At 69.2% G+C, this 24,663-nt stretch carries 20 protein-coding genes; 10 read left to right on the forward strand and 10 right to left on the reverse strand.

The features are described 5' to 3' along the window. Positions 1 to 15 precede the first annotated feature (15 nt). Complete coding sequence (locus HUA76_RS03490) at positions 16 to 1,638, reverse strand: ABC-F family ATP-binding cassette domain-containing protein (RefSeq protein WP_174459984.1); 1,623 nt, start codon at positions 1,636 to 1,638, stop codon at positions 16 to 18. Positions 1,639 to 1,899: 261 nt separating this feature from the next. Beyond that, entirely contained in the window at positions 1,900 to 2,955 is a 1,056-nt protein-coding gene (locus HUA76_RS03495; RefSeq protein WP_141643427.1) for a zinc-binding dehydrogenase, read from the reverse strand. A gap of 352 nt (positions 2,956 to 3,307) precedes the next feature. On the opposite strand from HUA76_RS03495, the gene HUA76_RS03500 reads away from it, so the two are divergent. Next, on the forward strand, positions 3,308 to 3,934 hold the full coding sequence (locus HUA76_RS03500) for a phenylalanine--tRNA ligase beta subunit-related protein (protein ID WP_174459985.1): 627 nt from the start codon (positions 3,308 to 3,310) through the stop codon (positions 3,932 to 3,934). A 68-nt stretch (positions 3,935 to 4,002) separates the two neighbouring features. Continuing rightward, a complete protein-coding gene (locus HUA76_RS03505; RefSeq protein ID WP_174459986.1) occupies positions 4,003 to 5,037 on the forward strand; it encodes a phosphotransferase in 1,035 nt (344 codons plus the stop codon). A 27-nt stretch (positions 5,038 to 5,064) separates the two neighbouring features. On the opposite strand, the gene HUA76_RS03510 is transcribed toward HUA76_RS03505, so the two are convergent. Beyond that, positions 5,065 to 6,090, reverse strand: coding sequence for an NAD(P)-dependent alcohol dehydrogenase (locus HUA76_RS03510; RefSeq protein WP_174459987.1), 1,026 nt, complete (start codon positions 6,088 to 6,090; stop codon positions 5,065 to 5,067). Positions 6,091 to 6,210: 120 nt separating this feature from the next. Between HUA76_RS03510 and HUA76_RS03515 the strand changes: the two genes are divergently transcribed. Continuing rightward, the gene (locus HUA76_RS03515; protein WP_174459988.1) at positions 6,211 to 7,167 is read left to right on the forward strand and encodes a LysR family transcriptional regulator; all 957 of its coding nucleotides are present in this window, start codon (positions 6,211 to 6,213) and stop codon (positions 7,165 to 7,167) included. Here HUA76_RS03515 and HUA76_RS03520 read toward each other — a convergent pair. From HUA76_RS03520 to HUA76_RS03530, 3 genes are all read right to left on the reverse strand, one after another. Beyond that, positions 7,164 to 9,506, reverse strand: coding sequence for a M12 family metallopeptidase (locus tag HUA76_RS03520; RefSeq protein WP_174459989.1), 2,343 nt, complete (start codon positions 9,504 to 9,506; stop codon positions 7,164 to 7,166). The two genes, HUA76_RS03515 and HUA76_RS03520, sit on opposite strands and share 4 nt — an antisense overlap. A gap of 275 nt (positions 9,507 to 9,781) precedes the next feature. Then, the gene (locus HUA76_RS03525; protein WP_174457487.1) at positions 9,782 to 10,267 is read right to left on the reverse strand and encodes a gluconokinase; all 486 of its coding nucleotides are present in this window, start codon (positions 10,265 to 10,267) and stop codon (positions 9,782 to 9,784) included. Positions 10,268 to 10,631: 364 nt separating this feature from the next. Then, on the reverse strand, positions 10,632 to 11,612 hold the full coding sequence (locus HUA76_RS03530) for a hypothetical protein (RefSeq protein WP_174459990.1): 981 nt from the start codon (positions 11,610 to 11,612) through the stop codon (positions 10,632 to 10,634). Positions 11,613 to 11,893: 281 nt separating this feature from the next. Here HUA76_RS03530 and HUA76_RS03535 point away from each other — a divergent pair, with 281 nt between their 5' ends. Next, positions 11,894 to 12,964, forward strand: a complete 1,071-nt coding sequence (locus HUA76_RS03535; RefSeq protein ID WP_174457489.1) for a DNA ligase — start codon at positions 11,894 to 11,896, stop codon at positions 12,962 to 12,964. A 191-nt stretch (positions 12,965 to 13,155) separates the two neighbouring features. Continuing rightward, positions 13,156 to 13,608, forward strand: coding sequence for a PilZ domain-containing protein (locus tag HUA76_RS03540; RefSeq protein WP_174459991.1), 453 nt, complete (start codon positions 13,156 to 13,158; stop codon positions 13,606 to 13,608). Here HUA76_RS03540 and HUA76_RS03545 read toward each other — a convergent pair. Next, complete coding sequence (locus HUA76_RS03545; protein WP_174459992.1) at positions 13,595 to 15,628, reverse strand: neutral/alkaline ceramidase; 2,034 nt, start codon at positions 15,626 to 15,628, stop codon at positions 13,595 to 13,597. The genes HUA76_RS03540 and HUA76_RS03545 overlap by 14 nt on opposite strands. Before the next feature lie 476 nt (positions 15,629 to 16,104). Here HUA76_RS03545 and HUA76_RS03550 point away from each other — a divergent pair, with 476 nt between their 5' ends. The 5 genes from HUA76_RS03550 to HUA76_RS03570 all read left to right on the forward strand — a co-directional run bounded on the left by HUA76_RS03550 (position 16,105) and on the right by HUA76_RS03570 (position 22,252). Beyond that, positions 16,105 to 16,941, forward strand: a complete 837-nt coding sequence (locus HUA76_RS03550) for a Hint domain-containing protein (protein ID WP_174459993.1) — start codon at positions 16,105 to 16,107, stop codon at positions 16,939 to 16,941. 87 nt (positions 16,942 to 17,028) lie between these two features. After that, the gene (locus tag HUA76_RS03555) at positions 17,029 to 18,774 is read left to right on the forward strand and encodes a M1 family aminopeptidase (RefSeq protein WP_174459994.1); all 1,746 of its coding nucleotides are present in this window, start codon (positions 17,029 to 17,031) and stop codon (positions 18,772 to 18,774) included. 46 nt (positions 18,775 to 18,820) lie between these two features. Then, positions 18,821 to 19,633, forward strand: a complete 813-nt coding sequence (locus HUA76_RS03560) for a hypothetical protein (RefSeq protein ID WP_174459995.1) — start codon at positions 18,821 to 18,823, stop codon at positions 19,631 to 19,633. A 165-nt stretch (positions 19,634 to 19,798) separates the two neighbouring features. Then, complete coding sequence (locus tag HUA76_RS03565) at positions 19,799 to 21,370, forward strand: M4 family metallopeptidase (RefSeq protein ID WP_371745559.1); 1,572 nt, start codon at positions 19,799 to 19,801, stop codon at positions 21,368 to 21,370. 45 nt (positions 21,371 to 21,415) lie between these two features. Beyond that, complete coding sequence (locus tag HUA76_RS03570) at positions 21,416 to 22,252, forward strand: Hint domain-containing protein (RefSeq protein ID WP_141643443.1); 837 nt, start codon at positions 21,416 to 21,418, stop codon at positions 22,250 to 22,252. Between the two features lie 65 nt (positions 22,253 to 22,317). Here the strand turns inward: HUA76_RS03570 and HUA76_RS03575 are convergent, their stop codons facing one another. The 3 genes from HUA76_RS03575 to HUA76_RS03585 all read right to left on the reverse strand — a co-directional run bounded on the left by HUA76_RS03575 (position 22,318) and on the right by HUA76_RS03585 (position 24,662). Beyond that, the gene (locus HUA76_RS03575) at positions 22,318 to 23,004 is read right to left on the reverse strand and encodes a hypothetical protein (protein ID WP_174459996.1); all 687 of its coding nucleotides are present in this window, start codon (positions 23,002 to 23,004) and stop codon (positions 22,318 to 22,320) included. After that, positions 23,001 to 23,432 (reverse strand): hypothetical protein, encoded by a 432-nt coding sequence (locus HUA76_RS03580; RefSeq protein ID WP_174459997.1) that lies wholly within the window; start codon positions 23,430 to 23,432, stop codon positions 23,001 to 23,003. The genes HUA76_RS03575 and HUA76_RS03580 overlap by 4 nt, the downstream gene beginning before the upstream one ends. 69 nt (positions 23,433 to 23,501) lie before the next feature. Beyond that, a complete protein-coding gene (locus HUA76_RS03585) occupies positions 23,502 to 24,662 on the reverse strand; it encodes a VCBS repeat-containing protein (protein ID WP_174459998.1) in 1,161 nt (386 codons plus the stop codon). Between the last annotated feature and the right edge of the window lies 1 nt (position 24,663).

Below are 24,663 nucleotides of genomic sequence, written 5' to 3' on the forward strand. Positions count from 1 at the left end.
GGCCCCGCCGTCAACTCAGCTGCGAAGGCCCGGAGCTTCGTGGCCGGTGCGAGCCACGTACTCGGTGTAGCCACCGCCGTACTGGTGGATGCCATCCGGCGTCAGCTCCAGCACGCGGTTGGACAGCGCGCCCAGGAAGTGACGGTCGTGCGAGACGAAGAGCATGGTCCCCTCGTAGCGGGCCAGCGCGGTAATCAGCATCTCCTTCGTCGCCATGTCCAGATGGTTCGTGGGCTCGTCCAGCACCAGGAAGTTGGGCGGGTCGAAGAGCATCTTCGCCATCACCAGACGCGCCTTCTCACCACCCGACAGCACGCGGCACTTCTTCTCCACCTCGTCACCGGAGAAGCCGAAGCACCCGGCCAGCGCGCGCAGCGAGCCCTGTCCCGCGCGGGGGAACGCGTCCTCCAGTGACTCGAACACCGTGCGCTCACCGTTCAGGAGGTCCATGGCGTGCTGGGCGAAGTACCCCAGCTTCACGCTGCCACCCACCGTCACCGCGCCCGTGTCCGGCGTCGTCGAGCCCACCACCAGCTTCAGCAGCGTGGACTTGCCCGCGCCGTTGACGCCCATGACGCACCAGCGCTCGCCGCGGCGCACGAGGAAGTCCATGCCGTCATAGATGCGCCGGGAGCCGTAGGCCTTGTGCACCGCCTTCAGGCTCACCACGTCGTCACCCGAGCGCGGCGCCGGCTGGAACTCGAACAGCACCGTCGTGCGGCGCTTGGGCGGCTCCACCTTCTCAATCTTCTCCAGCTTCTTCACGCGGCTCTGCACCTGCGCGGCGTGCGAGGCGCGGGCCTTGAAGCGCTCGATGAACTTCAGCTCCTTGGCGAGCATGGCCTGCTGGCGCTCGTACTGCGCCTGCTGCTGCTTCTCGTTCTGCGCGCGCTGCTGCTCGTAGAAGTCGTAGTTGCCCGAGTACGTCGTCAGCGAGCCGCCGTCGATTTCCACCATCTTGGTGACGATGCGGTTGAGGAACTCGCGGTCGTGCGACGTCATCAGGAGCGCGCCCTCGTACCCCTTGAGGAAGCCCTCCAGCCAGATGAGGCTCTCCAGGTCCAGATGGTTGCTCGGCTCGTCGAGCAGCATCGCGTCCGGACGCATGAGCAGGATGCGCGCCAGCGCCACGCGCATCTTCCAACCACCGGACAGCGCGCCGACGTCGCCGTCCATCATCTCCTCGCTGAAGCCCAGGCCCGCGAGAATCTCCCGCGCGCGGCCCTCCAGCGCGTAGCCACCCAGCTCCTCGAAGCGCGCCTGCACCAGGCCGTAGCGCTCGACGAGCTTCTCCATGTCGTCGGCCTTGTCCGGGTCGGCCATGTCCGCTTCGAGCGCCTTCATCTCCGCGGCGACCGTGCTCACCGGGCCCGCGCCGTCCATGACCTCGGACACGGCGCTGCGGCCGGACATCTCGCCGACGTCCTGGTTGAAGTAGCCGATGGTGACACCACGGTCGACGGCCACCTGGCCTTCGTCGGGGTGTTCCTGGTCGGTAATCATCCGGAACAGCGTCGTCTTGCCGGCCCCGTTGGGCCCGACGAGGCCGACCTTCTCCCCCTTGTGGAGAGCGGCCGAAGCCTCGATGAAGAGAATCTGCTGGCCGTGCTGCTTGCTGATGTTGTCGAGACGAATCATGTGCGTAGGGGGTGCCCGGAAGGCGGGCGCGGCGCCCTTATGCCATGGGGGACGCCGAAGGAGGATTGTTCCGAACCCTCGACCTCCGCTTCCCATGCCCGGGGGCGGCCCACCAGGGGGGCGTTCGCCCTGGAGCCGGGAGGGAGACCTACATGACCCCGTCACTCCCCAGGCGCCATTCCGCCGTGAGCGGATCCGCTCGGGCACAGGGAGCCGGACACCCCGCCCTGGGTGCCCGGCCGCCTGGTCCCCTGCCGTGCCTCAGGGCGTGATGACGAGGCGGATGGGATTGCCTTCCTTCTTCACCAGCCGCTCCACGCCCTTCGCCACATCCTCCAGCGGCATCGTCGCCGTCACGGAGCGCGAGACGTCCAGACGCTTGGTGCTCACCAGCGTCACGAGCTGGTCCAGGTGCTTCTTCTCGTAGCCCAGGTGTCCGACCAGCGCCTGGGAGCGCAGGCCGAAGTTGACCCCGGCGCCCAACTGGATGGGTTCCGGCGACAGGCCCACCATCACCGCGCGCCCGTAGCGCCCGAGGCTCAACGCCGCCTGCGCCAGCACCGAGTTCGCGCCCACCAGGTCCACCGCCACATCCAACCCCAGCCCATTCGTGTGCTGGAGAATCTGCGCACGCACGTCCGGAGAACGCGGGTCCAACGCCACGTCCGCGCCGAACTCCAGCGCGCGGTTTCGCGCGGCCTCGTTCGTGTCGAACGCGATGATGGGCGTCGCCCCCATCATCCGGGCAATCTGCACCGCGTGGACCCCAAGCCCACCGATGCCCCACAGACCCACCGACTGCGCGGGCCGCAACTTCGCGCTCTCCACCAGTCCCGCGTACGGCGTGGCCACAGCGTCCGCGAGGATGGCCGCTTGTTCGAAAGGCAGGTGGTCCGGAATCGAGGACAACACGAAGTACGGCACCACGACGTACTCGGCCCACGCGCCGTCGTAGTGGAAGCCCATGATTTGGAAGTCGAGGCACTCCTGAGGCTGGCCATTGGAGCACTTCGGGCAGCGACCGCAGGGCTTGCCACCGGCCATCGCGACGCGCTGCCCCTCCTTCCAGCGCGGCACGCCCACGCCCACCTCGTCGATGACACCCGAGGACTCATGGCCCGGCGTCACCACGGGCAGCGGAGAGCGGAGCGAACCGTCGAGCAGATGCGCATCCGACAAGCAGATGCCGCACGCCTTCACTCGCACCCGCACCTCGCCCGGACGCGGTTGGGGCACGGGGACCTCCGTCACCGTCAACGTCCGCGTGGCCGTATCGAAGCGCGCCGCCCGCATCGTCCGCTGGTTCGCGTCTGCCATCGATTGCTCCTCCTGGCCGCGCATCGTGGAACACGAGCGGGCACCCAAGCTCGGAAGGCGCGACCGTAGCACGCACCCTCGGGGCTGCTCGCTGACTCGAAGCGAGCCTTTCACTCTGGCGCGAGGACGACACTCCCACCGCACCGGTTCGGCTCCGAGCGGTCTGGAACGACTCGCACCGCGAAACTGGCACCGCGCCAGTCCGCTTCCCCATGGGCATCGCGACACGGGAGGCTCGCGCACTCGCGCCCGTTCCCGTGCAACGCCTCGCCTTGTGGCGTAGGCGGCATCACGGCCGTTTGCACGCACCACCGCCAGCACGGGCGCGCCGTGTGGCGTAGAGTGCCCGGCCGTGCTGACCGTCGAACCGCATCCGTCCCTGGACACCCTGGCCTTCATCACCACGTTCCCCGCACCGCTGGGCTCGCTGCCCTCGCCGGAGTGGCTGGTGGCGTTGCTGAAATCGGATGCGGCCGCGCCACTCTCCAGCGACGACGCCGTGCGAGGCGCCGTGCGCGACATGCTCCGCCACGGCGGCTACAAGCCCACAGGCCGCGGCAAGCCCGCCTCCGAGTACCTGGTGCGCGCCGCGACGGAAGGCACGCTCGGCTCCATCAACACCGCCGTGGACCTCTGCAACGCCGTGTCCCTGCACAGCGGCCTGCCCATCAGCGTCGTCGACCTGGACCGGGCCACCGCGCCCTTCCGCGTGGGCATCGCCCCCGAGGGCTCCCAGTACGTCTTCAATGCCTCCGGTCAGAGCATCGACCTGGCGGGCCTGCTGTGCCTCTTCGACGCCGAGGGACCCTGCGCCAATGCCGTGAAGGACGCCCAGCGCACCAAGACAAACGCCGACACCCGCCGCACCCTCACCGTCCTCTGGGGCGCCAGGGGCCTGGGTGACCGCACCGCGCGCGCCTTCACGTGGTACCGCGAGCTGTTGGAACGCGCGGGCGCCACCGTGGAGCGGCTCCCCTGAGCGCCCTGGACCTGGAGCAACTGCTCGCCGACGGCGCACGCTCCCTCTCCGCCGCCTGGGGACGACCCGTGCTCCTGGCCGAGCCCCAGGTCCTCCGCACCGAGTCCCGCTGCCATGTCGTGCGCGCCCGCGTGCGCGGCGGCGATGTGCCCACCGTCATCCTCAAGCACTTCCACGCGGACCCCGTGCTCGGCCTGGACGAGTGGGCGGGGCTGGAGCTGCTCGGCCGCCACAACCTCACCACCGCCCCGGGCCTCATCGCCGGCGACATCCACTCCCGCCTCCTCGTCCTCCAGGACCTGGGCACCGGCCCCAGCCTGGAAGACCTCTTCAACTCAGTCGACGCGAGCGCCGCCACCGGAGGACTGCTCGCCGTGGCCCGACTCACGGGCCAGCTCCACGCGCGCACCCGGGGCCTGCAAGGTGACTTCGACCTGCTCCGCCACTCGCTGCACCCACGCCCCTTGCGCGTGCGCATCGACAACGCGCGCTATCTGGTGGAGCACGCGGACCGGCTGCATCGCTGGACGAACGCCGTCGGCACCACCGTGGCCGCCGGCACCCAGGAGGACGTGGAGCAACTGGCGCGTGAGCTGGCCGAGCCCGGCCCCCTCCTCGCGCTCACCCACGGGGACATGGCCCCGGGCAACACCCTCTTCACCACCAGCGGCCCGCGCCTGCTCGACTTCGAGTACTGCGGCATGCGCCACGCGCTCTACGACGCGCTCATGTGGCTCATCGTGGTGCCCCTGCCCGACGAGCTCGTCACCCGCGCGGACCTCACCTATCGCATCACCCTGGCCCCCGTCTGCGAGGCGGCCCAGACGGACGCCACGTACACCCACGCGCGTGCCCTGGTCGCCACGGCGCGCACGGTGAACATGTTCCAGTGGCTGTCGCCCAAGGCGCTGGAGCGAGACAGGGACTGGGCACCGGGCTACTCCGAGCGCGCCGCCCTGCTGCGCCACCTCGCGCGCTCCCGCGTCCTGCGCGAGCCCACGAGCCTGGTCCCCGCCCTCTCACGCACCCTCGCAGCCCTGGAGGAACGACTGGTGGAGCGCTGGGCGGGAACCCCTTCCTTCACCTGGCCCGCGTTCCGGTAGCGCGCCGGAGGACGCTCGCCTTCGCGCTCACTCGCGGACGCGAACCACCACCTTGCCGAAGGGCCCCCGGTCCAGGTGCTCGAGCGCCTTCGGGAACTCGCGCAGCGCATACGTCGCGTCGACGACCGGCTCCAGGCGCAGCGCGTCCACCGCCCGCACGAAGTTCTCCAGGCCGCGTCGGTTCCCCACCAGCACGCCCTGGATGACGCCCTGGGTCTGGAACAACGGCACCACCGGGAAGCGCATGTCGAAGCCGTCCAGCACGCCGATGAGCGTGACGCGTCCACCGGGCGCCAGCGCGCTGACCGAGCGCGCCAGGTTGTCGCCACCCACCATCTCCAGGATGTGGTCCGCGCCACGCCCGCCCGTCAGCTCCACCACCGCCTTCTCCCAGTCCGGCGTCTGGCGCCGGTGGATGCCGTGGGCCGCGCCCAGCTTCTTCGCGCGCGCAAGCTTCTCCTCATCCCCCGACGTGACGATGACCCGCGCTCCCAGCGCCGAGGCGAGCTGCACGGCGAACAGCGACACGCCGCCCGTGCCCTGGGTCACCACCGTCTGCCCGGGCCGCACCCCGCCCAGCTCCACGAGCGCCGTCCACGCGGTGAGCCCCGCGCACGGCAGCGTGCTGGCGCGCACGTCATCCAGTGTCCGGGGCGCGGCGACAAGCCAGCTCTCCGGCATCGCCACATACTCGGACAACACCCCCGGCAGACTCCCGCCCAGGCTGCGCACCGAGCCATTCACGCGCGGCACGGGCCCGTCCACCCAGTCCGCGTTGAACGCGGCGAGCACCCGCTCCCCCACCTTGAACCGGGTGACACCGCCACCCGTGGCCACCACCTCGCCGACCATGTCGGAGGTGGGCACGAAGGGCCACGGCACATCCGAATAGCCAGCCCCGTCGAGGAACAACTTCTCGCGGTAGTTCAGCGACACCGCCGAGACTCGGACCAGCACCTCGCCCGCGACCGGCGTGGGAATCGCCACGCTCGCCAGCTCCAGGTTCGCTCGGCCAGGCCGCCGCAGCTCCCACCGCTTCATCACGCCATCCATCGTTTCGCTCCGTTGCCGTGCCATCGAGAGGCGCGGGGGATATACGGACGCGGAGGTGTCCCCAGTGACGAGACTTCGGCGCCTCACTGGGGACAGGAATTCACCAATGGGAACCACACCGTGACGGACCGACTCAGTGGAGTGCTCACCTTCGTCCAGGCCGCCGAGGCTGGTGGCTTCGCGCTCGCGGCCGAACGGCTGGGTCTGTCCCGTTCCGCCGTCGGAAAGAGCATCGCCCGGCTGGAGGAGCGACTGGGCACCCGCCTGTTCCAGCGCACCACGCGCAGGCAGAGCCTCACCGAGGACGGACAGGTCTTCTACGAGCGCTGTGTCCGCGCGCTGGCGGAGCTGGAAGCGGCGGAGGCCGCGCTGGACTCCGGCCGTCGCGCACCCACGGGCCGCCTGCGCGTGGCCGCGTCCGTGCTGTTCGGTCGGCACTGCGCCGCGCCCCTGCTCTGGGAGCTGACGCGCCAGCATCCGGGCCTCGAACTGGAGCTGTGCTTCAGCGACCGCGTGGTGGACCTCATCGAGGAGGGCTTCGACCTGGCCATCCGCGTCGCGCCCCTCGCGGACCACGCGGGCCTCACCGCGCGCAGACTCGGCGCGCAGATGATGGTGGTCTGCGCCTCGCCTCGCTACGTCGCCCGGCATGGCAGACCGAAGACGCTCGCGGACCTCGCGAATCACGAGGCCATCAATTACGGGCGCCAGGGCATCAGCAAGCCCTGGCGCTTTCCGGACGGCCAGGGCGGAGAGCGGGTCATCCCCGTCCAGGGCAGCCTGCGCTTCGATGACCTGGAGGCCATCGCCGATGCCGCCGTCCAGGGCGCCGGGCTCGCGTGGCTTCCGTGCTGGCTCGTCGCCGCGCGGGTGCACAAGGGCGAGCTCGTGACGCTGCTGGAGACGGAGGGCCGCCACGGCAATGAAATCTTCGCCGTGTGGCCCCAGAACAAGCACCTGCCGTCGAAGGTGCGCGCGGCCATCGACATCCTGGTCGCGCGCATCCCCGAGCGGCTGTCCTCCGGGGAGAACCAGGGCAAGGGCGCTCGGAGAAAGCCCGTGCGCCGGAAGGCCTAGAGTCCCTCGCCGAAGCGGTCTCCCGTCTCCACCGAGTCCGTCTGCTCCGACGGCGCCTGGGACCAGAGCTGCTCCCCCGCGCGCGACAGGCCCGTGACACCCGCGCTGTACAGCACCTGCACCGCGCCCGAGTCGGTCGCGCCCCCCACGTCCTCGTACGGCACGCCCACCGCCAGGTCCACGAAGCCATCCCCGTCGTAGTCCCCCGAGGACAGCCGGGAGCCGAACGCATCCTGGAGCTCCGCGCCCTCCTCCACGGTGGAGCCCACTTGAGACCAGCGCTGCTCACGCGCAGTGGACAGCCCACCCGGCGCGCCGTGCAACACGTGCACGATGCCCGCGCCGACGACAGCCCCCACGCTCTCCGAGGCCACGCCGATGGCGAGGTCCACATGGCCATCTCCATCGAAGTCCTCGGCCACCAGCGCGGAGCCCAGGGCATCGCCTTGCTCGGCCACGTCCGAGATACCGGCCGAATCCTGACTCCAGGCGAGGGCCCCCGTGGACTGGAGACCCGCGCTTCCGCCGCGCAGCACCGTCACCGCGCCCGCCCCCGCCATGAAGCCCACCGTCTGACCCGGAGCCGCGATGGCCAGCTCACTCCGACCATCGCCATTGAAGTCCCCCGCCGCCAGCGCGGCACCGAAGAGCACCTCCTCGCTCGCGACACCGGGCACCCCGTCGCTTCCCGGAGTCCACAGTTGGTTGCCCGTGCTCGTCAGGCCATCGATGGAGCCGGACAGCACGTTCACCGCGCCCACGTTCGCGACGGTGCCCACGTCCTCGGAGGGCACACCCACGGCCAGCTCGTCGAAGCCGTCTCCGTTGAAGTCACCCGCGGCCAGCGCGGAGCCGAAGCGGTCTCCCGTCTCCGTGACTTCGAGCACGTGCGCCGCCGCCTGACTCCAGCTCTGCGCGCCAGTGCCCGTGAGCCCGGAGATGGAGCCGAACAACACCGTCACCAGCCCGGAGTCGAGCGCCGAGGAGCCATAGTCCTCGGCGGGAACGCCCACGGCCAGGTCGTCATACCCATCGCCATTGAAGTCCCCCACCGCCAGCACGGCGCCGAAGCCATCGAACGCCTCGGCGCTGTCAGGCACGCTCGCGCTGTTCTGATGCAGCACCTTGTCCGTGGACAAGTCCACGCCCTGCGCCGACCCCAGGAAGACGTGGACCGAGCCCGCGTCGACAATCCCATTCACGTCGTCCTCGGGCACGCCGACGGCCACGTCCGCGAAGCAGTCGCCATTGAAATCACCCACCGCCACCGCGGCGCCGAAGTGGTCGGCGAAACCCGCCGTGTCCTCCACACCCGACACGTCGCGATGCAGCCACAGGCCCGCCGTCCCCAGCCCCGTCGCCGAGCCCAGCACGACGCTCACCGCCCCCTGGTCCAACCCCAGGCCCACGTCCTCGTCCGGCGCGCCGATGACGAGGTCCGCGTAGCCATCTCCATTCACGTCCGAGTGGCGCCCGTAGCCATGCAGGCGCTTCACGGCGCAGGCGTCAGCCAGAGTCGGCGCGGTGCGGTTCGCGGTGAAGAACGAGCCGTCCAACCGGGTGATGGTCGGCGAGTCATTCGCGGAGAAGGCCTCCGGCGCGTAGTGCATCAGGGAGTCCAACCCATAGGGCCCCAGGTTGCGTCCGGCCGCGCCCTCCTGCGCGAAGGTCTCGAAGGCGTGGGCATACCCTGCCTCGATGTTCTCGAAGTGGATGACGACGTTCCTGTCCCGGTCCGTGCGCGCCTGCTCGTGCCACAGTCCCAGCGTGTGCCCCACCTCGTGGAGCGTGCTCCCCGTGGTGCAGCCCGGCGCGAGCGTCACGAACTGCTGCCCTCCGATGCGACCGACGTGTGACGAGCAGCCCGTGCCCGGCCGGAAGGTGACGTAGTCCGACTGGGTCGTGCGTGGCACGAACCGGATGGGCGTGAGGGCCTCCCACTGAGCCAGGGCCGCCGTGACGCGCCCGATGTTCGGCAAGGCCGCGTCCACCGTGTAGGGCACCACGCCGCCCGGCCAGCGCGTCATCGCGCGCGTGGACACCGCGCCCTGCGCCTCCACCGATAGCGCGGAGAGCTCTCTGGCCGGGACCTCGGGCGGCAGGAGGATGTCCCCCTGGAAGACACGCTCGCCGTCGATGCGCTCGTAGGCGAGCGCTCGCGGTCCTCCGGCGACCTGGAAGTTCGCTCGGCGCACTTCACCCGTGCGACCCGGGAAGGCTCGCTCCTGCCGGATGACCTCGCTCGAAGCATCGGCGTCGACCTCGCCGCCACAACCACTCGCGCTCCCGACGAGCACGCCCAGCACCACACCCGCCCAGCCACGTGAAACATGTTTCATCCCCGGAAGTCTCGACATCGGAATGTATCCCCCAGAAGTCGGGCACGGCGCCCCGCGAGATGCGGGGCGGCATACGTGCAACCCGATATGCATCTGCATCCGGATGAATATTTAGAGCAGCGGTCTGACATGCCGCGCTCCACGCCGACTTCGGTTCCGGGCGCAAGAGCCCGGGCCGAGCACGGGCGAAGCCGGGAACATTTCCACGGGACCGATGTCACATGGCAAAGACAGACGGACCCCGAGTCGCGGCCCGCGCGGGGCCCTTCGAGGACTCAGAGCTTCAGGCCCTCGCGGATGCGCGCCACCACCTCCGGAGGGGGCGGCGACACATCCACCTCCAGCGCCTGCGTGGGCACCTCCAGCGTGGCGAGCTGGCTGTCCAGCAACGACGGCGGCATGAAGTGCCCGTGCCGCTTCGCGAGCCGGCCCGCCAGCACCTCGCGCGGAGCGTTCAGGTACACCCACCGCGTCCGCGCGGGGTCCACCTCCAACTGGTCCCGGTAGGCGCGCTTGAGCGCGGACGAGGCGAGCACCAGGTCCTCGTCACGCTCCATGGCCGCCTGGAGCTGGCCGCGCACCACGGCGAGCCAGGGCGTGCGGTCCTCGTCCGTCAGGGGGACACCCGCCGCCATCTTCGCCACGTTGGACCGGGGGTGCAGGTCATCCGCGTCCAGGAAGCGCCAGCCCAGGCTCCGCGCCAGGGCCTGCCCCACCGTCGTCTTCCCCGCGCCCGACACTCCCATGATGATGACGACCATCCGGTGCGGCCTCCTCGACTCGTGGACCTCCAGACAGATTGCGACGCCTCCCGACAGAGCGCCACTCCCATCCTCGGCAAGTGCCCACCGCACCACGATGGCGTGAAGAGTCGCAACCGTATGAGCCGCCTTGTTGCTCGCACTTGAGGACGTGGACGCACAGCCCCGGGAGTGATGCGCCGGGACTCGGTCCTCCGCTTGCTGGGCGAGCCGCCGCGGTCCTGGCGTCGAGAATGGAGGGGACACCGGTGGAGGCCCCACGACACAGGCGCCCCGAAGTGACGCCTCGGAGCGACACTCGCGGACGGCGTACGTTCCCGTGGCGACGCGAAACGGGATGCTGGCGGACCGTTGGCGGAGAGCGTCAGCGCGTGAGCACGTCAAGCATCAGGGACCAGGCCCCCTGCTCCCATGCCGTCAACGGCAGCGAGGTGCAGAGGTACAGAGCGGAGAGGTCGCTCATCCTCCCGGCGCGCAAGAGCGTCCGGACCAAGGCGGTGGTCACTCTGTTCGTGAGGCCGAACTCCGTCATCAACTCCCCTGCACGATGATTGGCGAGCATCTTCCGGGCCCGTGCGAGCAGATGACCCCAGAGATAGCGGTGCGAGCCGCTCGTGACGTTGGCGAGCGACTCCCGGCACATGTCCGACCTCGAGCCCCGGACCGCCACCTTCAAGCTCATGCTCTTGGGCTCGTCCGAATACCACGGACGGTTGTCCCACTTCACATGGGCCTCGAAGAGCATCCCCGACACCTCGATGAGGAACTTCACGTTCAGCCCCGGGAACCCGGTGCTGCTCCAGAAGGCGAAGGGGTCTCCTTCGTTGTAGCTCCTGAAGGTCGGCCACTGGTCCTGCCCCGTGATGTCATTCTCGATGGAGTCGGTGGTGATGCTCGGCGGGCTGGAGTAGCCGGAGAACGACGGGGGGCCTCCGGAGAACGACGGGTAGCCTCCGGAGAACGACGGGGGACCTCCAGAGAACGACGGGGGGCCTCCGGAGAACGACGGGTAGCCCCCGGAGAACGACGGGTAGCCCCCGGAGAACGATGGGGGACCTCCAGAGAACGACGGAGGGCCTCCGGAGAACGACGAGGAGCCTCCGGAGAACGACGGGAAGGAGAAGGGAGAGGACTGGCTCTTCGCCCAGACACAACACGGGGGCGGAGAACGGCTATAGCAACCGGTACAGATGAAGACATGGCAGGAGGGGCATGTCTTCGGCTTGTGCGTCATGCAGTAGTAGCGCGTGCAGAAGACACACTGGGACGAGGGATGCACCGGAGCCATGTACGAGCATTTGGACGAGCCGCAGTTAACCACCGTGGGCGGCGAGGGTTTGTACATGCGGGCAGTCCTCCATGACGCGCGATTGGAGGAACCACCAGCAAATCACATACCAATGATTGGAATTGCTCGGTACAAAGTGGCAACTGTCTGGGAATGCCCCCTGTTCGCGCCACTCCGCGTCCCATGAGGACGCGGGCGCGTCTGGGGGGAACACGACGTGGGCCGAGACAGGTTGTCCGAGCACGCCCCCCAAGGCTCCGCGCGCCTTGGGGATGTCAGACCTTGGGGGTACTCTTCCCTTCATCGCCGCGAAGGACGCGGCACGGAGGGGTCGGCACTTGGCGGAAATCGCGGACGGCGAGCAGGTGGAAGTCCAGGGCTCGGGTTCCAAGCCCTACATCCTCAAGAACACGGGAGGCGTCTACTCGTGCTCCTGCCCCGCGTGGCGCAACCAGTCCATCGCCATCGAGCGACGCACCTGCAAGCACCTGCGCCGCGTGCGCGGTGACGCCGCCGAGGACTCCCGCACCGGTGGCACCTCCACGCCCCCCGTCAAGGCCACGCGCGTGAAGGCCCCCTCCGGTGATGCCGAGGGTGACGCGGACGACGAGAAGGCTCCGCCGCTGCTGCTCGCCCACCCGTGGGAGAACGACGTGGACCTCACGGACTGGTGGATGAGCGAGAAGCTCGACGGCGTGCGCGCGTACTGGGACGGCAAGCGCTTCTGGTCACGCCTGGGCAACGAGTTCTTCGCGCCGGACTGGTTCACCGCGGGGCTGCCGGACTTCCCGCTGGACGGAGAGCTGTTCGGTGGGCGCAAGCGCTTCCAGCGCACGGTGAGCGTGGTGCGCCGGCAGGACAAGAGCAAGGACTGGAAGGAGCTGCTCTTCGTCGTGTTCGACGCGCCGAGCTTCGACGCCGCGTTCGAGCAGCGGCTGGAGCACTGTCGCAAGTGGCTGGATGACGCGAAGCCCGCGTATGCGCAGTGGCATTCGCACGAGCGCTGTCAGGGGACTCCGCATCTGCGCTCGGAGCTGGAGCGCGTGGAGGGGCTGGGCGGCGAGGGGCTGATGCTGCGCAAGCCGGGCTCCCGCTATGAGGTCGGTCGCTCGCACACGCTGCTGAAGGTGAAGAGCTTCAAGGACGACGAGGCCGTCGTCATTGGCCACGTCGCGGGCGCGGGTCGACACAAGGGCCGGCTGGGCGCGCTGGAGGTGGAGCTGCGCAACGGCAAGCGCTTCAGCGTGGGCACCGGCCTGTCGGACGCCGAGCGCGAAGCACCTCCGGCCATCGGCACGCTCATCACCTTCCGCTACCAGGAGCTGTCCAACGACGGCGTGCCGCGCTTCCCGTCGTACATCGGCGTGCGCATCGACGCGGCGCCGTTCAAGGGGAAGGCGAAGGGCTGAAGACGGGCCCACCCACCCGTGCGGGGCAGCCGTCCCGCCGGGTCTGTGCGCCAGCGATCATCGCAAGCACCTGGACCCGCGTGGCGTGTCGGGGGCCGTCAGCACATGGACGTCCGCACGGTTTATAGAGCAACGGGAGAGCCCTCCGCCCCCGCGGAGTCAGTACCTCCTGGTGTCTGCTCGAGGCGACCATGCACTGCGCGCTCTGCCTGTCGGAACACTCCGCGGACTCCCTGTGCACGCCCCAGCCCCGGGCACGACACGGCGCCTCGCTGCTCGGTGAATCCCTGCCCCATGGAGACAAGGCCGCCGAGCCCTGGTCCTGGGACGTGTGGATTCGCCATCCCGAGGGCGTGGACGTCCACGGCCTGGAGCTGGGCAAGGGCGGCCTCTTCCTGAGCTGCTCGGAGCCCTTCCCTCCTCTCTTCACCCGGCTGGAGCTGACGCTGCGGCTGGCCGGCGAGGAGTTCGCCTGTGAGGGCGAAGTGGTCCGACACGTCGACTCCGCGCACGCCCGCACCTGGGGCGTCTCAGCGGGCATCGGTGTGCAGTTGCTGCCTCCCTCTCCCCGGCTGCGGGACTTCCTCGCGCGCGCACGCGCCTCGCGTCACGAGCACGGCCCCGAGCCACTCACCGCACGGTGAAGGCGCGCGACGCGCCGTAGTACGGGCGCACGCGCCCATCCCAGCCCGACTTCCATTCGCCCTCATGCAGGATGCGATAGGTGCCTGGCGAGGCATCGCGAGGAATGCGCCACTCCACGAGGACGTGCGAGCACCCCAGCGTGGGCAGACAGTTCTCCCGCTCCCACCGGTAACGCGTCTCCCAATCACTGTCATCCGCCACGTCCACCCAGGCGCCGATGGAGCCCTTGCGCTGCACGCGCAGGTACGAGTCCTCCAGGCGCAGGTCGTTCTTCGGATGCGCACCCCAGAACGTGACGCGCACCGTGTCGCCGCGCGCGTAGGCCGGGCGAGCGTCGGTGAGCACCTCACCGAACTCCACCCAGAGCAGCTTGTCGTCGAACACCACGCCGGGCTGGAGGCTGGCCTGGATGTAGCGCAGGTCCGGAGGCGTGGGGCCGGGTGACACGGGCTGCCCGTCGCGCAGCGCCACGGCGAGCCCGTCGAAGCCCTGCTGGAGCGCGGCGAGCGTCCAGGGCCCAAAGTGCGTGGACGCGCCTTCATAGGACTGGCGGGCATACTCCTCGCGCGTGGCCACATAGCCCGCGTAGTCGTTGGCGAGCCCCGCGATGACGACCTCGGTGACGCCGACGGGCCCCAGCCGCTCCAGCACCGTCTGACGCAGGCGGCGCCCGGCCATCGTCGTCACCTCGAAGGGCACGGCCACCAGCGCGAGCGAGCCCACGGTGACGAGCTGGAGGGGCAGCACGTTGGGCGTCCACGGGTGCGGCAGCATGCTGCCCATCTCCAGGACGATGGGCTTCTCACCCTGGCAGGGCGTGGTGGTGAGCGCGCAGGTGAACTGACTCCAGAGGTCATGGAGGGTGGAGCACGACGCGCCCTCCACCCCATAGCCGGGCCCGTCCTCCGCGCCCGCCAGCATCGACACACCGATGGCGGCGGGACACGTGCGGCGCGGCTGACCATCCGTGTACGCGGGCGCCACGTCCACCGCGTCCATCTTCACGAAGGTGCGTCGGGAGTCCACGCCCCCGGTGAGCGGCGTCGTGGCGAGCGTCCACAGGTGCGCGGCGAAGTCGTGCTGGCGCCGCGCGGACAGCTCCGTGTCCTCGAAGTCGTTGGCGCCGCCGCCATTCGTCCCGCCGAGCACGTTGGGCGTGACGTCCCCTTCGTTGGACTGGGCGAACGCGGCGACGAAGGTGTCACCCGCGTCGTGCGCCTTCTCGAAGAGATAGGAGGCAAGGCCCTTGTTGTCGCCGCTGATGAGGTGGTTGTCGTTGCCCATGGACGTGGCATGGACGGCGAACCAGTTGATGAGCCCCACGTCGCGTCCATCCGTCCGCGTCAGGCGCACCAGCGTCATCCGCGTGTCCACGTCGTGGGCGTAGCGGGCACGCTCGGCGGAGGGGTTGAACCGGTAGGCATCCGGCGAGCGATTGCGACTGGCGCCAAGCAACTCTCCCGTGGCCAGGCGCAGCGTGCCCGCTCCCAGCCGGGAGTGCGCGCGGGCAATGGAGGTGACGATGCCGGAGACGATGGCGTCGAAGCTCTGCGGCACGAAGCCGAAGGTGCTCAGGTTGTAGAAGGTGTGGTGCGAGAAGCCGCCCGGCCCCGAATGTGTGTGCGTGGCGCTGATGAGGACGTTCTCATCGGAGTAGACATCTCCGAAGCGGGCGCGCAGCTTCTCCACCACCTGCGTCTTCACCGCCTGGAAGACCATGCCCAGGTCCGCGCTGACGAAGGCCACACGCCGCCCGTTGCACGGCGAGACGATGACGAAGGCCCGCGAGCGCAGGCGCTGGTGGATGCCCGCTGTCTGCTGCGAGAGCTGTCCGTAACCCATCATCCCCACCTCGGCGGCGGGGCCGGTGATGTCCCCCATGCCCGCACCGATGAGGAAGCGCGTGTTGCCCGCACAGGTGTCGCCGGACGCACCGCGCAGCGGAGCGACAGCCCCCTGGGCCACCGTCCCCAGGACGAAGCTCAGCGCCAGGACGAGCCGGAACAGATGTGCGCGCATGCCTTCCTCCAAGGCGCATGGGACGCGCCGCTCCAGGATGGAGCCCCTCATAAAGACTCTGCTGGCCCCCCGCACCCGTCCCGTCATCGCTCGTCAGCCGGCCCACACTCCCACCAGGCCCCAGGCACGCACGAACCACACCAGGAGTGCGTCCTCCCTGGGACATCACAAGGCCCCACCAGACGCACTCAAAACCGCCAATGACTGACGCGGTGAGCTGTCCTCGCAGGCCGCGAACCCGGGGCAGGTCCTCCACCCAACCCACGGAGTTCGCTGTGATTTTTGAACCAGAACGGGCCTCCAGTGCCACCTTCGTCACGGTCTGGATTACCCGTGTTCACAGCAAATCAATTGCACCCAACATTTCAGTCAGGGATTCCCACTAGATGTCGATTTACACTTTACGCAGAGTGAACCCGGGTATATCCAGTTTCCTCGCAAAACAAAGCACTTCCATCAGCCTTCCGGAGCAAGCCATGAAGCGACTGTCGTATCTGGTTGTCCTTGCGTGCGCGGTGCTTTCCACGACGGCGTCGGCGCAGTTGTCCACGCGTTGCTTCACGGATGATCAACTCACCACCTACACGCTGTCGCAGGGGCGCAACAACTGGGCCTACAACTGCGGCTACATCACCGCGGCGAAGCGCGACTTCCTGAACTCCGAAGGCGAGTACCAGGTGTTCTCCGGCGGCTGTTTCTCCTTCACCGCGACGGGGCCCACCGCCACCTGCACCTTCTACATTCCCGCCGACACCGCCGCGCCCTGCATCCCCAACCTGGTCAAGCTCGGCACCTGCGTGACGGGCTGCTACACGGCGAAGGAGAAGGTCTCCTTCGGCGGTGAGTACTGGCCCATCTCGGACGCCTACGCCGCGGGCGTGCGCACGGTGACGGCGCTCACCAAGGACGCGTCGCTCGTCGCTCCGACGACGGGAGAGCAGACCATTCGCGCCTTCGTGGCCGGAGACACCGTGGAGGACGTGTTCGCGCTCGAGACGGTGGACGGCCGCCGCGTCGAAGTCACGTCCGAGCACCCCATGGTCACCGCCTCCGGTGAGATGGTGAAGGCCAAGACGCTGCAGAAGGGCGACCTGCTGCTCGGCACCACGGGCGAGAAGGTGGAGCTGCGCGACGTCACCGTGTTCCGGTACGAGGGGAAGACCTGGAACGTGCAGCCGGTCAGCCACGAGAAGATTGAGAACGTGCTCGACGTGGAGGGCCTGTTGACGGGCTCGGTGCGCTTCCAGAACGAGTGGGCGGACGACCACTACCGCCTGTCGCTGCGTGACGAGGCCAGCGTCGACGGCCTCTAAAGCAGCCTGCTTGAACCGACGCGAGAGCCCGCAGGGGGCATGGGCTCTCGCGTCCCACCGCGCTCGTCACTTCACGACAAGGACGCCATGCGAAGCATCCCAGGATGGTTTGCGAAGAAGGTGGCACGCGGTCTCGCGGTGGTGGCGCTGACCTGGAGTCCCCTGGTGCTCACGGGGACCGGGTGCGGCCCGACGGAGGACGCCTCCGAGCAGGAGGCGCCGCTCGACACCCGGGCGCACTCCTTCACGCCGATGGCGCCCTCGGGCGACTTCACCGCCCAGGTAACGCGCTACGAATACGAGTTCGCGACGCAGACGGGTGCGGCGAAGTCCACGCTGTTGATGGACGTCTACCCCCCGGGCGGCGACTGCTTCGTGGTGAAGGCCCCCCAGGGCCTCACCGAGGTCCACTGGAATGGGAACCCCCCGCTGCGGTCCGAGTCCGTCGAGGACGGCATCCGCGTGTGTGGGCCGGGACTCTTCGCGGGCCAGGTGAAGCTGGAGGCGCGCTTCACCGTGCCCCTCCAGACGTATGACTTCACGCAGGTCGGCTTCTCCCGCCGCACGGACAAGGCGGGCAACACGTTCTCCTACCTGCTCAACTGGGTGGAGGGCTGCGACAGGTTCGGCCCTTGTGACGACCGCACGGACCAGCTCGCGCAGTATGTCTTCACCGTCAAGCACGCGCAGAACGAGCGCGTGCTGTGCCCCGGCCAACGCACCCGTCCGGACAACACCACGACGAAGTGCACGCTGACCGGGCTCACCAAGGCGCCCACGTACTCGTCCTTCGCCGTGGCCTCCAACCCCGCCTGGGTCCCCAGCACGTTCACGGAGGTGTCCAACAAGTTCAAGCTGGTGTTCTACGAGGTGCCCGGCGGGAAGCTGGCGGCCTCGCTCAACGCCAACGACGTGAAGGCGTACCTGCACTGGATTATCGGTGAGCTGGGGCCGCTGCCCTACGGCACGGAGCTGCGCGTCGCGGGCGCGCCCACGGAGTGGCTGGGCGTGGAGCACCCCGCCAACCTCATCCTCCGCGAGGACCTGCCGGACCTGCGGCGCGACTACGCGAACATGACGATGCACACGCTGATGCACGAGGTCGTGCACCAGTGGGCGGGCAATCGCACCACGCTGTCGCGGCCCTTCGACTTCGTGTGGAAGGAAGCCATCGCCGAATACCTCACGTACCTGTACGAGCTGCGCGCGCGCCCCTCGGGCGAGGCGGAGCAGACACGCGCGTACTGGGACCGGCTGGCGCGCACCGCGGCGTACTACCCGCAGCCGCAAGACGACCCGCCGCCCGTCTTCCTCTCGCTCGCGTCGGACGTCTACGGCACCGGGCCCATGATTCTCTTCCTCCAACTGGAGCCGCTGCTCGGCCAGGACGCCGTCCTCCGGGGCATCAAGGGCTTCCTGGCCCAGCCCGGGGACCGCAGCGTCGACGACCTGCGCGCCGCGCTGGAGCAGGCATCAGGCAAGAACCTGGGCCCGTACTTCGACGCCTGGGTCCACGGCGCGGGTGACCCGGACTGGCCCTACTTCGAGGTGAGCACCGAGGAGGACGACGGCGACGTCACCCTCACCGCCATCCAGCGCTCGGTCTCCGGAACGCACTACCCGGTCTCCGTGGACGTGCTGCTCGAAGGCGCCACGCAGTCCAAGCTCGTCACGCTCGACTACGGCCTGGAGCCCGAGTCGGACACCCTCCACGTGACGGTGCCCTTCCCCGAGCCCGTGCTGCAGGTGACGGTGGACCCGGAGAACCGGGTGGTCAACCGCAGGTTCCTCGGAGTCTCCGACGAGCCGCCTCCGCCGCGCTGGCTGTTCTAACCCCTCTCATCGAATCGCGTCGTCATCGACAAGGAGCGCAGGCCCCATGAACGGACATCCCCCCGAGAGCGCCAAGCCAAAGCCTCCCAGACGCTGGCGGATGATGGGACCCGGGCTCGCGTTGCTCGTCCTCGGAGGCACGGGACTCTACGGACTCGTCACCCTGAAGGGCGCCGACACACCCTCCACCCCGCCGCCTCCCGCCGACACGGCGTCCCAGGCGCACAAGCCCACGAGTTCTCCACAGCCCACCGCGGCGCTCCCGCGACGCCCGGGCGCGCCCGCTCCCACGCCATCCGAGGCCGAGCCAGCCACCGACGAGGCCCGGGTGGCGAAGGAGCAGCGAGAGGCCGCGCGGGTGTCCGCGCGGGAGTACCGGGCCGGACGCTTCAACGCGTTCTTCCGCAAGGAGGTCTTCGTCGAGGAGCTCACGCGGGAAGGCGGCGCGCGCATCATCGGCTTGAGGAACGAGCTGGCGGACCCCACGGCGCTTCAGCAGCTGCCGGCCGGCGCCCAGTTCCTGGAGACCAAGCCCGAGCCTGTGCTGGAGCGCATGGCGATGATTGACCTGCTCTTCGAGCTGGCACCCCAGGAGCCCACCGCCCGCGAGGCGATGACGTCGCTGGCGCTGTCGCCCATCGACAGCGCGCTGCCGGACTCGGTGAAGAAGGGGCTCGTCGGAGAGAAGTACGACCTGCTGTTCCGGCTCGCGCAGGTGGACCGGCAGCTGGCCGTCGACACGTACTCGAAGCTGGAGAACCCCCGGCTCAAGAACCTGCTGCGCGAGGCGCTCGTCGCCGGACTGGCGGAGTCGGGGGCAAGCCCCGACGAAGTCCAGCGGATGACAGCACACCTCTAATCCGCGGCCGTGATGGGCCCAGGAGCGTCCTGTCCGCCGAGGGCGGAGCGGGCCTCGTGTGTCCCGAAGTGCCAGCGAGGAGGGCTCGCCCACCCATCCGGAGCCGGGTGGTCGCGCCCGCGCTGGAGCCGTGAAGCAACACCCACCAGAAGACAGGAGCGCGTCGTGACTCGGACTTGGAAACAGGGATTGATTGGAGCGTGCTGTGCCGTCGTGGGCGTCGCGTGCGGCGACGTCCCGGCGGACCCGGCCGAGGCGCGGGACAGCACCCGGCAAGCTCGGCAGACTCGGCAGGACGCCCTCGCCGCGCTGGGCCGCGTGGAAGTGGTCGACGTGGGGAAGGACGGCACCCCCAGCTTCATCCGGGGACAGTTGGGCACGGCGGACACCGCGCTCGCGGCGCTCAGGGCCGGTGACGCGCTCGCGCCCGCGCTGCGCGCCATCGCCCCGGTGTTCGGGCTGCGCGCGGAGGAGCTGACGGTGCGCTCCAGCCGCGTGGATGACCTGGGCTTCACGCATATCCGCTATGACCAGACGCGCCAGGGCATCCGCGTCGTGGGGGGCGAGCTGGTGCTGCACGTCAACACGGCGGGCCTGGTGTACGCGGCCAATGGCTCGGCCCGAGGCGCTGGTGAGCCCGCGACGCTCGCGCGGTTCCCCATCGACGACGTGAAGCGCGCGGCGCTGGAGGGGCTCGACACGCTCGTCGTCGAGGGCGAGCCCCGCTTCGTCTACTTCCTGGGCGCCGAGGGCTCGCTGGCCTCCGCCTGGGAGGTGACGCGCGCGGGCACTCGCGAGGACTCGCCCGCCAGGGACCGCGTCTACGTGGACGCGGCGTCGGGCCGGGTGCTCGACGTGCAGCCGCTCATCCACTCCGCCCAGAATCGTCGAATCCACTCGGCCAACAACCAGTGGACCACGCCCGGCACCCTGCGCCGCATCGAGCTCGGCGCGGCCACGGGCGACAACCATGTCGACGTGAACTACGACCACGTCGGCACGACGTACGCCTGCTACGAGACGATTTTCGGTCGCGACTCGTTCGATGACCGGGGCGCCACCATCACCAGCACCGTGCACTACGGCGCCTCGTACGTGAATGCGTACTGGGACGGCATTCAAATCGTGTTCGGCGATGGCGACGGAGTGAACTCCGGTCAGCTCGGCTTGGATTTGGACGTGGTGTCCCACGAAATCACCCACGCCGTGACGCAGTACGAGTCGGGGCTCGTGTACCGCAACGAGTCCGGCGCGCTCAACGAGAGCCTGTCGGACATCGCCGCCGCCATCTGCGAGAGCTGGGCTCGCGGCGGCGCCATCGACGCGGACGTCTGGAAGATTGGCGAGGACATCTGGACGCCGAACATCGGCGGGGATGCGCTCCGCTACATGGACAACCCCACGCGGGACGGCTCGTCCAAGGACTACTACCCCGAGCGCTACACGGGCACCGCGGACAACGGCGGTGTGCACTGGAACTCGGGCATCCAGAACCTGGTCTTCAAGCTGCTCGTGACGGGCGGCACTCACCCGCGCGGCAAGACGCCCATCAACGTGGCGGGCGTGGGCATGAACCGCGCGGCGCAGACCTTCTACTTCGCCGCGACGAACTACTACACATCCACCACGACGATGTCCCAGGCCAAGGCCTACACCGTCCAGGCCGCCCAGGACCGCTACGACGCCTCCGTCGTGAACGCGGTGCGTGACGCCTGGGGCGCCGCGGGCGTGCCGTAGGCGACTCCAAGCGCAGTCCATTCCCAATCACCTCAAGGAGAACCCATGAAGAATGTCTTCATCGCCGTCGCAGTCTTCTCTGTCTGTCTTTCGAGCACCGCCCTGGCGCAGCTGTCCACGCGCTGCTTCCAGGATGACCAGCTCACCACGATTGACCTCGCGCGGGGCCGCAACGCCTGGGCCCGCAGGTGCGGCCTCATCACCGCCACGCGCGAGGCGTACCTGAACACGGAGAACGAGTACCAGGTCTTCACCAACGGCTGCTTCGCGTACCCGGCCGTGCCCGCGGGCTCGTCCTGTACGTTCTTCGTCCCCGCCGTCGAGTCCGCGGAGTGCATCACCGGCCTGAACAAGCTGGGCACCTGCGTCGCCGGCTGCACCACGCCCAGCCAGAAGGTCGCCTTCGGTGGGCGGATGCTGCCGGTGCCGGAGGCGTACGCGTCCGGCCTCACCACCGTGACGGCCCTGAGCCCTGACTCGGAGGCGGGCTTCCTGCGCTATGGCGAGCAGACCATCCGCAGCTTCGTCGCGGGCGACACGCAGGAGGACATCTTCACCCTGGAGACCCAGGAGGGTCGCCGCCTGGAAGTGACGGCGGAGCACCCGATGGTCCTGGAGGACGGGACGATGGTGAAGGCCCGCACGCTGCAGGCCGGCGACACGCTGCTGGGCGCCGACGGCGTGAAGCTGCACCTGAGCCGCGTCACCGTCTTCAACTTCAAGGGCCAGGTCTGGAACGTCCGGCCGGAGAGCCAGGTGAAGCTCGAGAACGTGATGAACGCGGAGGGCTTCCTCACCGGCTCCGTGCGCTTCCAGAACGAGTGGGCCCAGGACGACTACCGCCTGTCCCTGCGTGACGACGTGGACGTCAGCGGCCTGTAGGCCCGCGCGTTGAGCCCTCGGGTTGGGACTCCGGCTGTGTGAATCGCCGGAGTCCCAGCCTCCCCTCAGCGGGGCGCGTCGGGGGTGAGCGGCTGAAGGGGGCACTGCTCGACGGGCAGGAGGCACGGGTAGGAGTAGCCGCAGTCCTGGCTGCACGAGTAGCGCGTCTCCGAGCCGGCGCAGTAGCCGTCACCGCAGTAACCGCAGTCCGCGGCGCAGCTGTACACGCTCTCCGTCCCATTGCAGGCGCCGTCTCCACACGCCGAGCCGCAATCTCCGGGACAGGTGGCCGTGGACTCGCCCGCGCCGCACGTCCCGTTGCCGCAGGGATTGGGGCAGCCGCAGTCGACCGGGCACGAGTAGACCGACTCGCCATTGCACCAGCCGTCTCCGCAGTAGCAGTCGGCGGGACACGTCCCCTCGCTCTCGCCGAAGTCACACGTGCCGTTTCCGCACACGGTGGGCGCGCCGCAGTCCCAGGAGCAGCTCCACGAGTCCTCGAGCGGGCCGCAGTACCCGTCGCCGCAGGAGTTCTCGCACTCGTAATAGGGGCACTGGGGCTGCAGCGGATCCACCACCTCGCCCGGCCGGAGGTACTGCAACGGGCACTGGCAGATAGGGAGCGCCTGGGAGGACTCACCGAGCGCTTCGCGCGAGTCCTCGGGGTCCACGGGATTGCAGGCCACCCACGTCAGGCAGGCCAGGACCACCGCGAGACGCTGGACGAAGCGGCCAGGGGCCGCCGCGCTCATGTAGGGCCCGCCGTGTCACGCGGGGCGCGCTGGAGCCACGTCGGCCACGCGGGCTCGGAGTCGTCCAGATACGCCAGCACGGAGCCTCGCGGGAGCGGCACGGTGCTCGCCGCCACGCACGAGCCGAGCATGACGAGCCCCGCCACACAGGGCGCGCTGGCGGAGACGGGCACGAAGAACTGACAGCTGTTCGTGGAGCACGGGTACTGGAAACAGCCGTTGGCGAAGACCTGGTACTCGCTGTCCGCGTTGAGGATGGCCTCCTTCGCGGCGGAGATGTAGCCGCACTTGCGCGCCCACGCGTTGCGCCCCGGGACTTGCTGCGGCGTGAGGTTGTCATCCCCACCGCACCGGCCACTGAGCTGCGCCCAGGAGGGGCTCGCGAAGCCGACGAAGACCAGACCAACGACGAGCCAGAGCTGCTTCATGCCAACCTCCACGAGGGGTGCATCTCAAGGTGCCGCGAAAAACCGACGTCGCTGCCGAGCCGTGCGCGGCTAGGGCTCATCACGAGTCGTGGAGCCCAGGAGGACCTCCACGGAGTCCGGCGTCGTCCACGCCAGGTCGGGGAAGCCATCCGCGTCCAGGTCCTCGGCGACCAGGGACGTGGGCGTCACACTGGACGCCACGCGCATCGGAGCCCCCAACTGGCCGTCCGCCGCTCCGAGCAGCAGGTAGACGCCTCCGGACATCCCGGCGTGGGCGATGTCGCTGCGCCCGTCCTGGTTGAAGTCCGCGACCACCACCTCTCCTGGCTCGTTGGCGAGGATGGATTGGGTGGAGGTGAAGCCGCCCTTGCCGTCGCCCAGGTGCAGGGAGAGGTAGCCACTGTCCGACAGGCCGTGGGTGATGACGAGGTCCAGCTTGCCGTCGCCATTCACCTCCACGGGAGCGAGCCGGAAGGGCTCGTCATCCGCGGACCCGCTGAGCTTGAGCGGAGGGACGGCGGTCAGCTTCTCGTCCTTCCTGGCGAGCAGGATGTCCACGGTGAAACTGTTGGTGTTGAGCACCAGGACGTCGGGCAGCGCGTCGTCGTTCACGTCCGCGACCACCAAATCCCGAGGCAGTCCGGTGACTGAATGCGGCACGGCCTCACCGAAGGAGCCGTCGCCCCGGCCCTTGAGGGAGGTGATGTTCCAGAAGCCCGCCGAGCCCGCGTTCTTCGTTATCGCGTCGAGGTGCCCGTCCCCATCCAGGTCCGCCACCCGCACCTGCTGCGAGTGATTGCCCAGCGAGTAGGGGATTCCCGCCAGGAACGCGCCATCCGCCGCACCCAGGCGCACCGTGAGGGCGTTGGAGAAGTGGCCGACGATGAGCAGGTCCTGGCGGCCGTCACCATTCACGTCGCTGACGGCCACGTCCATGGGCGTGGTCCCCGCGGCGAGGCACCGGGGCGCCGCGAAGCCTCCCCTCCCCACACCCTGGTGGATGCAGACCTGCTCCTCCTGCGAGGCCACGAGGACCAGGTCCTTCACGCCGTCGCCGTCCACGTCCGCGACGTGCAGCCCTCTCGCCTTGGAGCCTCCCGCCGACAGCGTCACGCGGGCCTCCGGGAAGCCGAGCCATTGGGCGTCCGAGAGGACTCGCGGGGAGATGGTGGAGGACGTACACGCCAGCCCCGCGCAGCAGCCCAGCAGGAGGTGGTGGAAGCGGAACATG

Origin of the sequence: Myxococcus sp. CA056, from assembly GCF_013336715.1 — a bacterium.
GTDB lineage: Bacteria > Myxococcota > Myxococcia > Myxococcales > Myxococcaceae > Myxococcus > Myxococcus llanfairpwllgwyngyllgogerychwyrndrobwllllantysiliogogogochensis.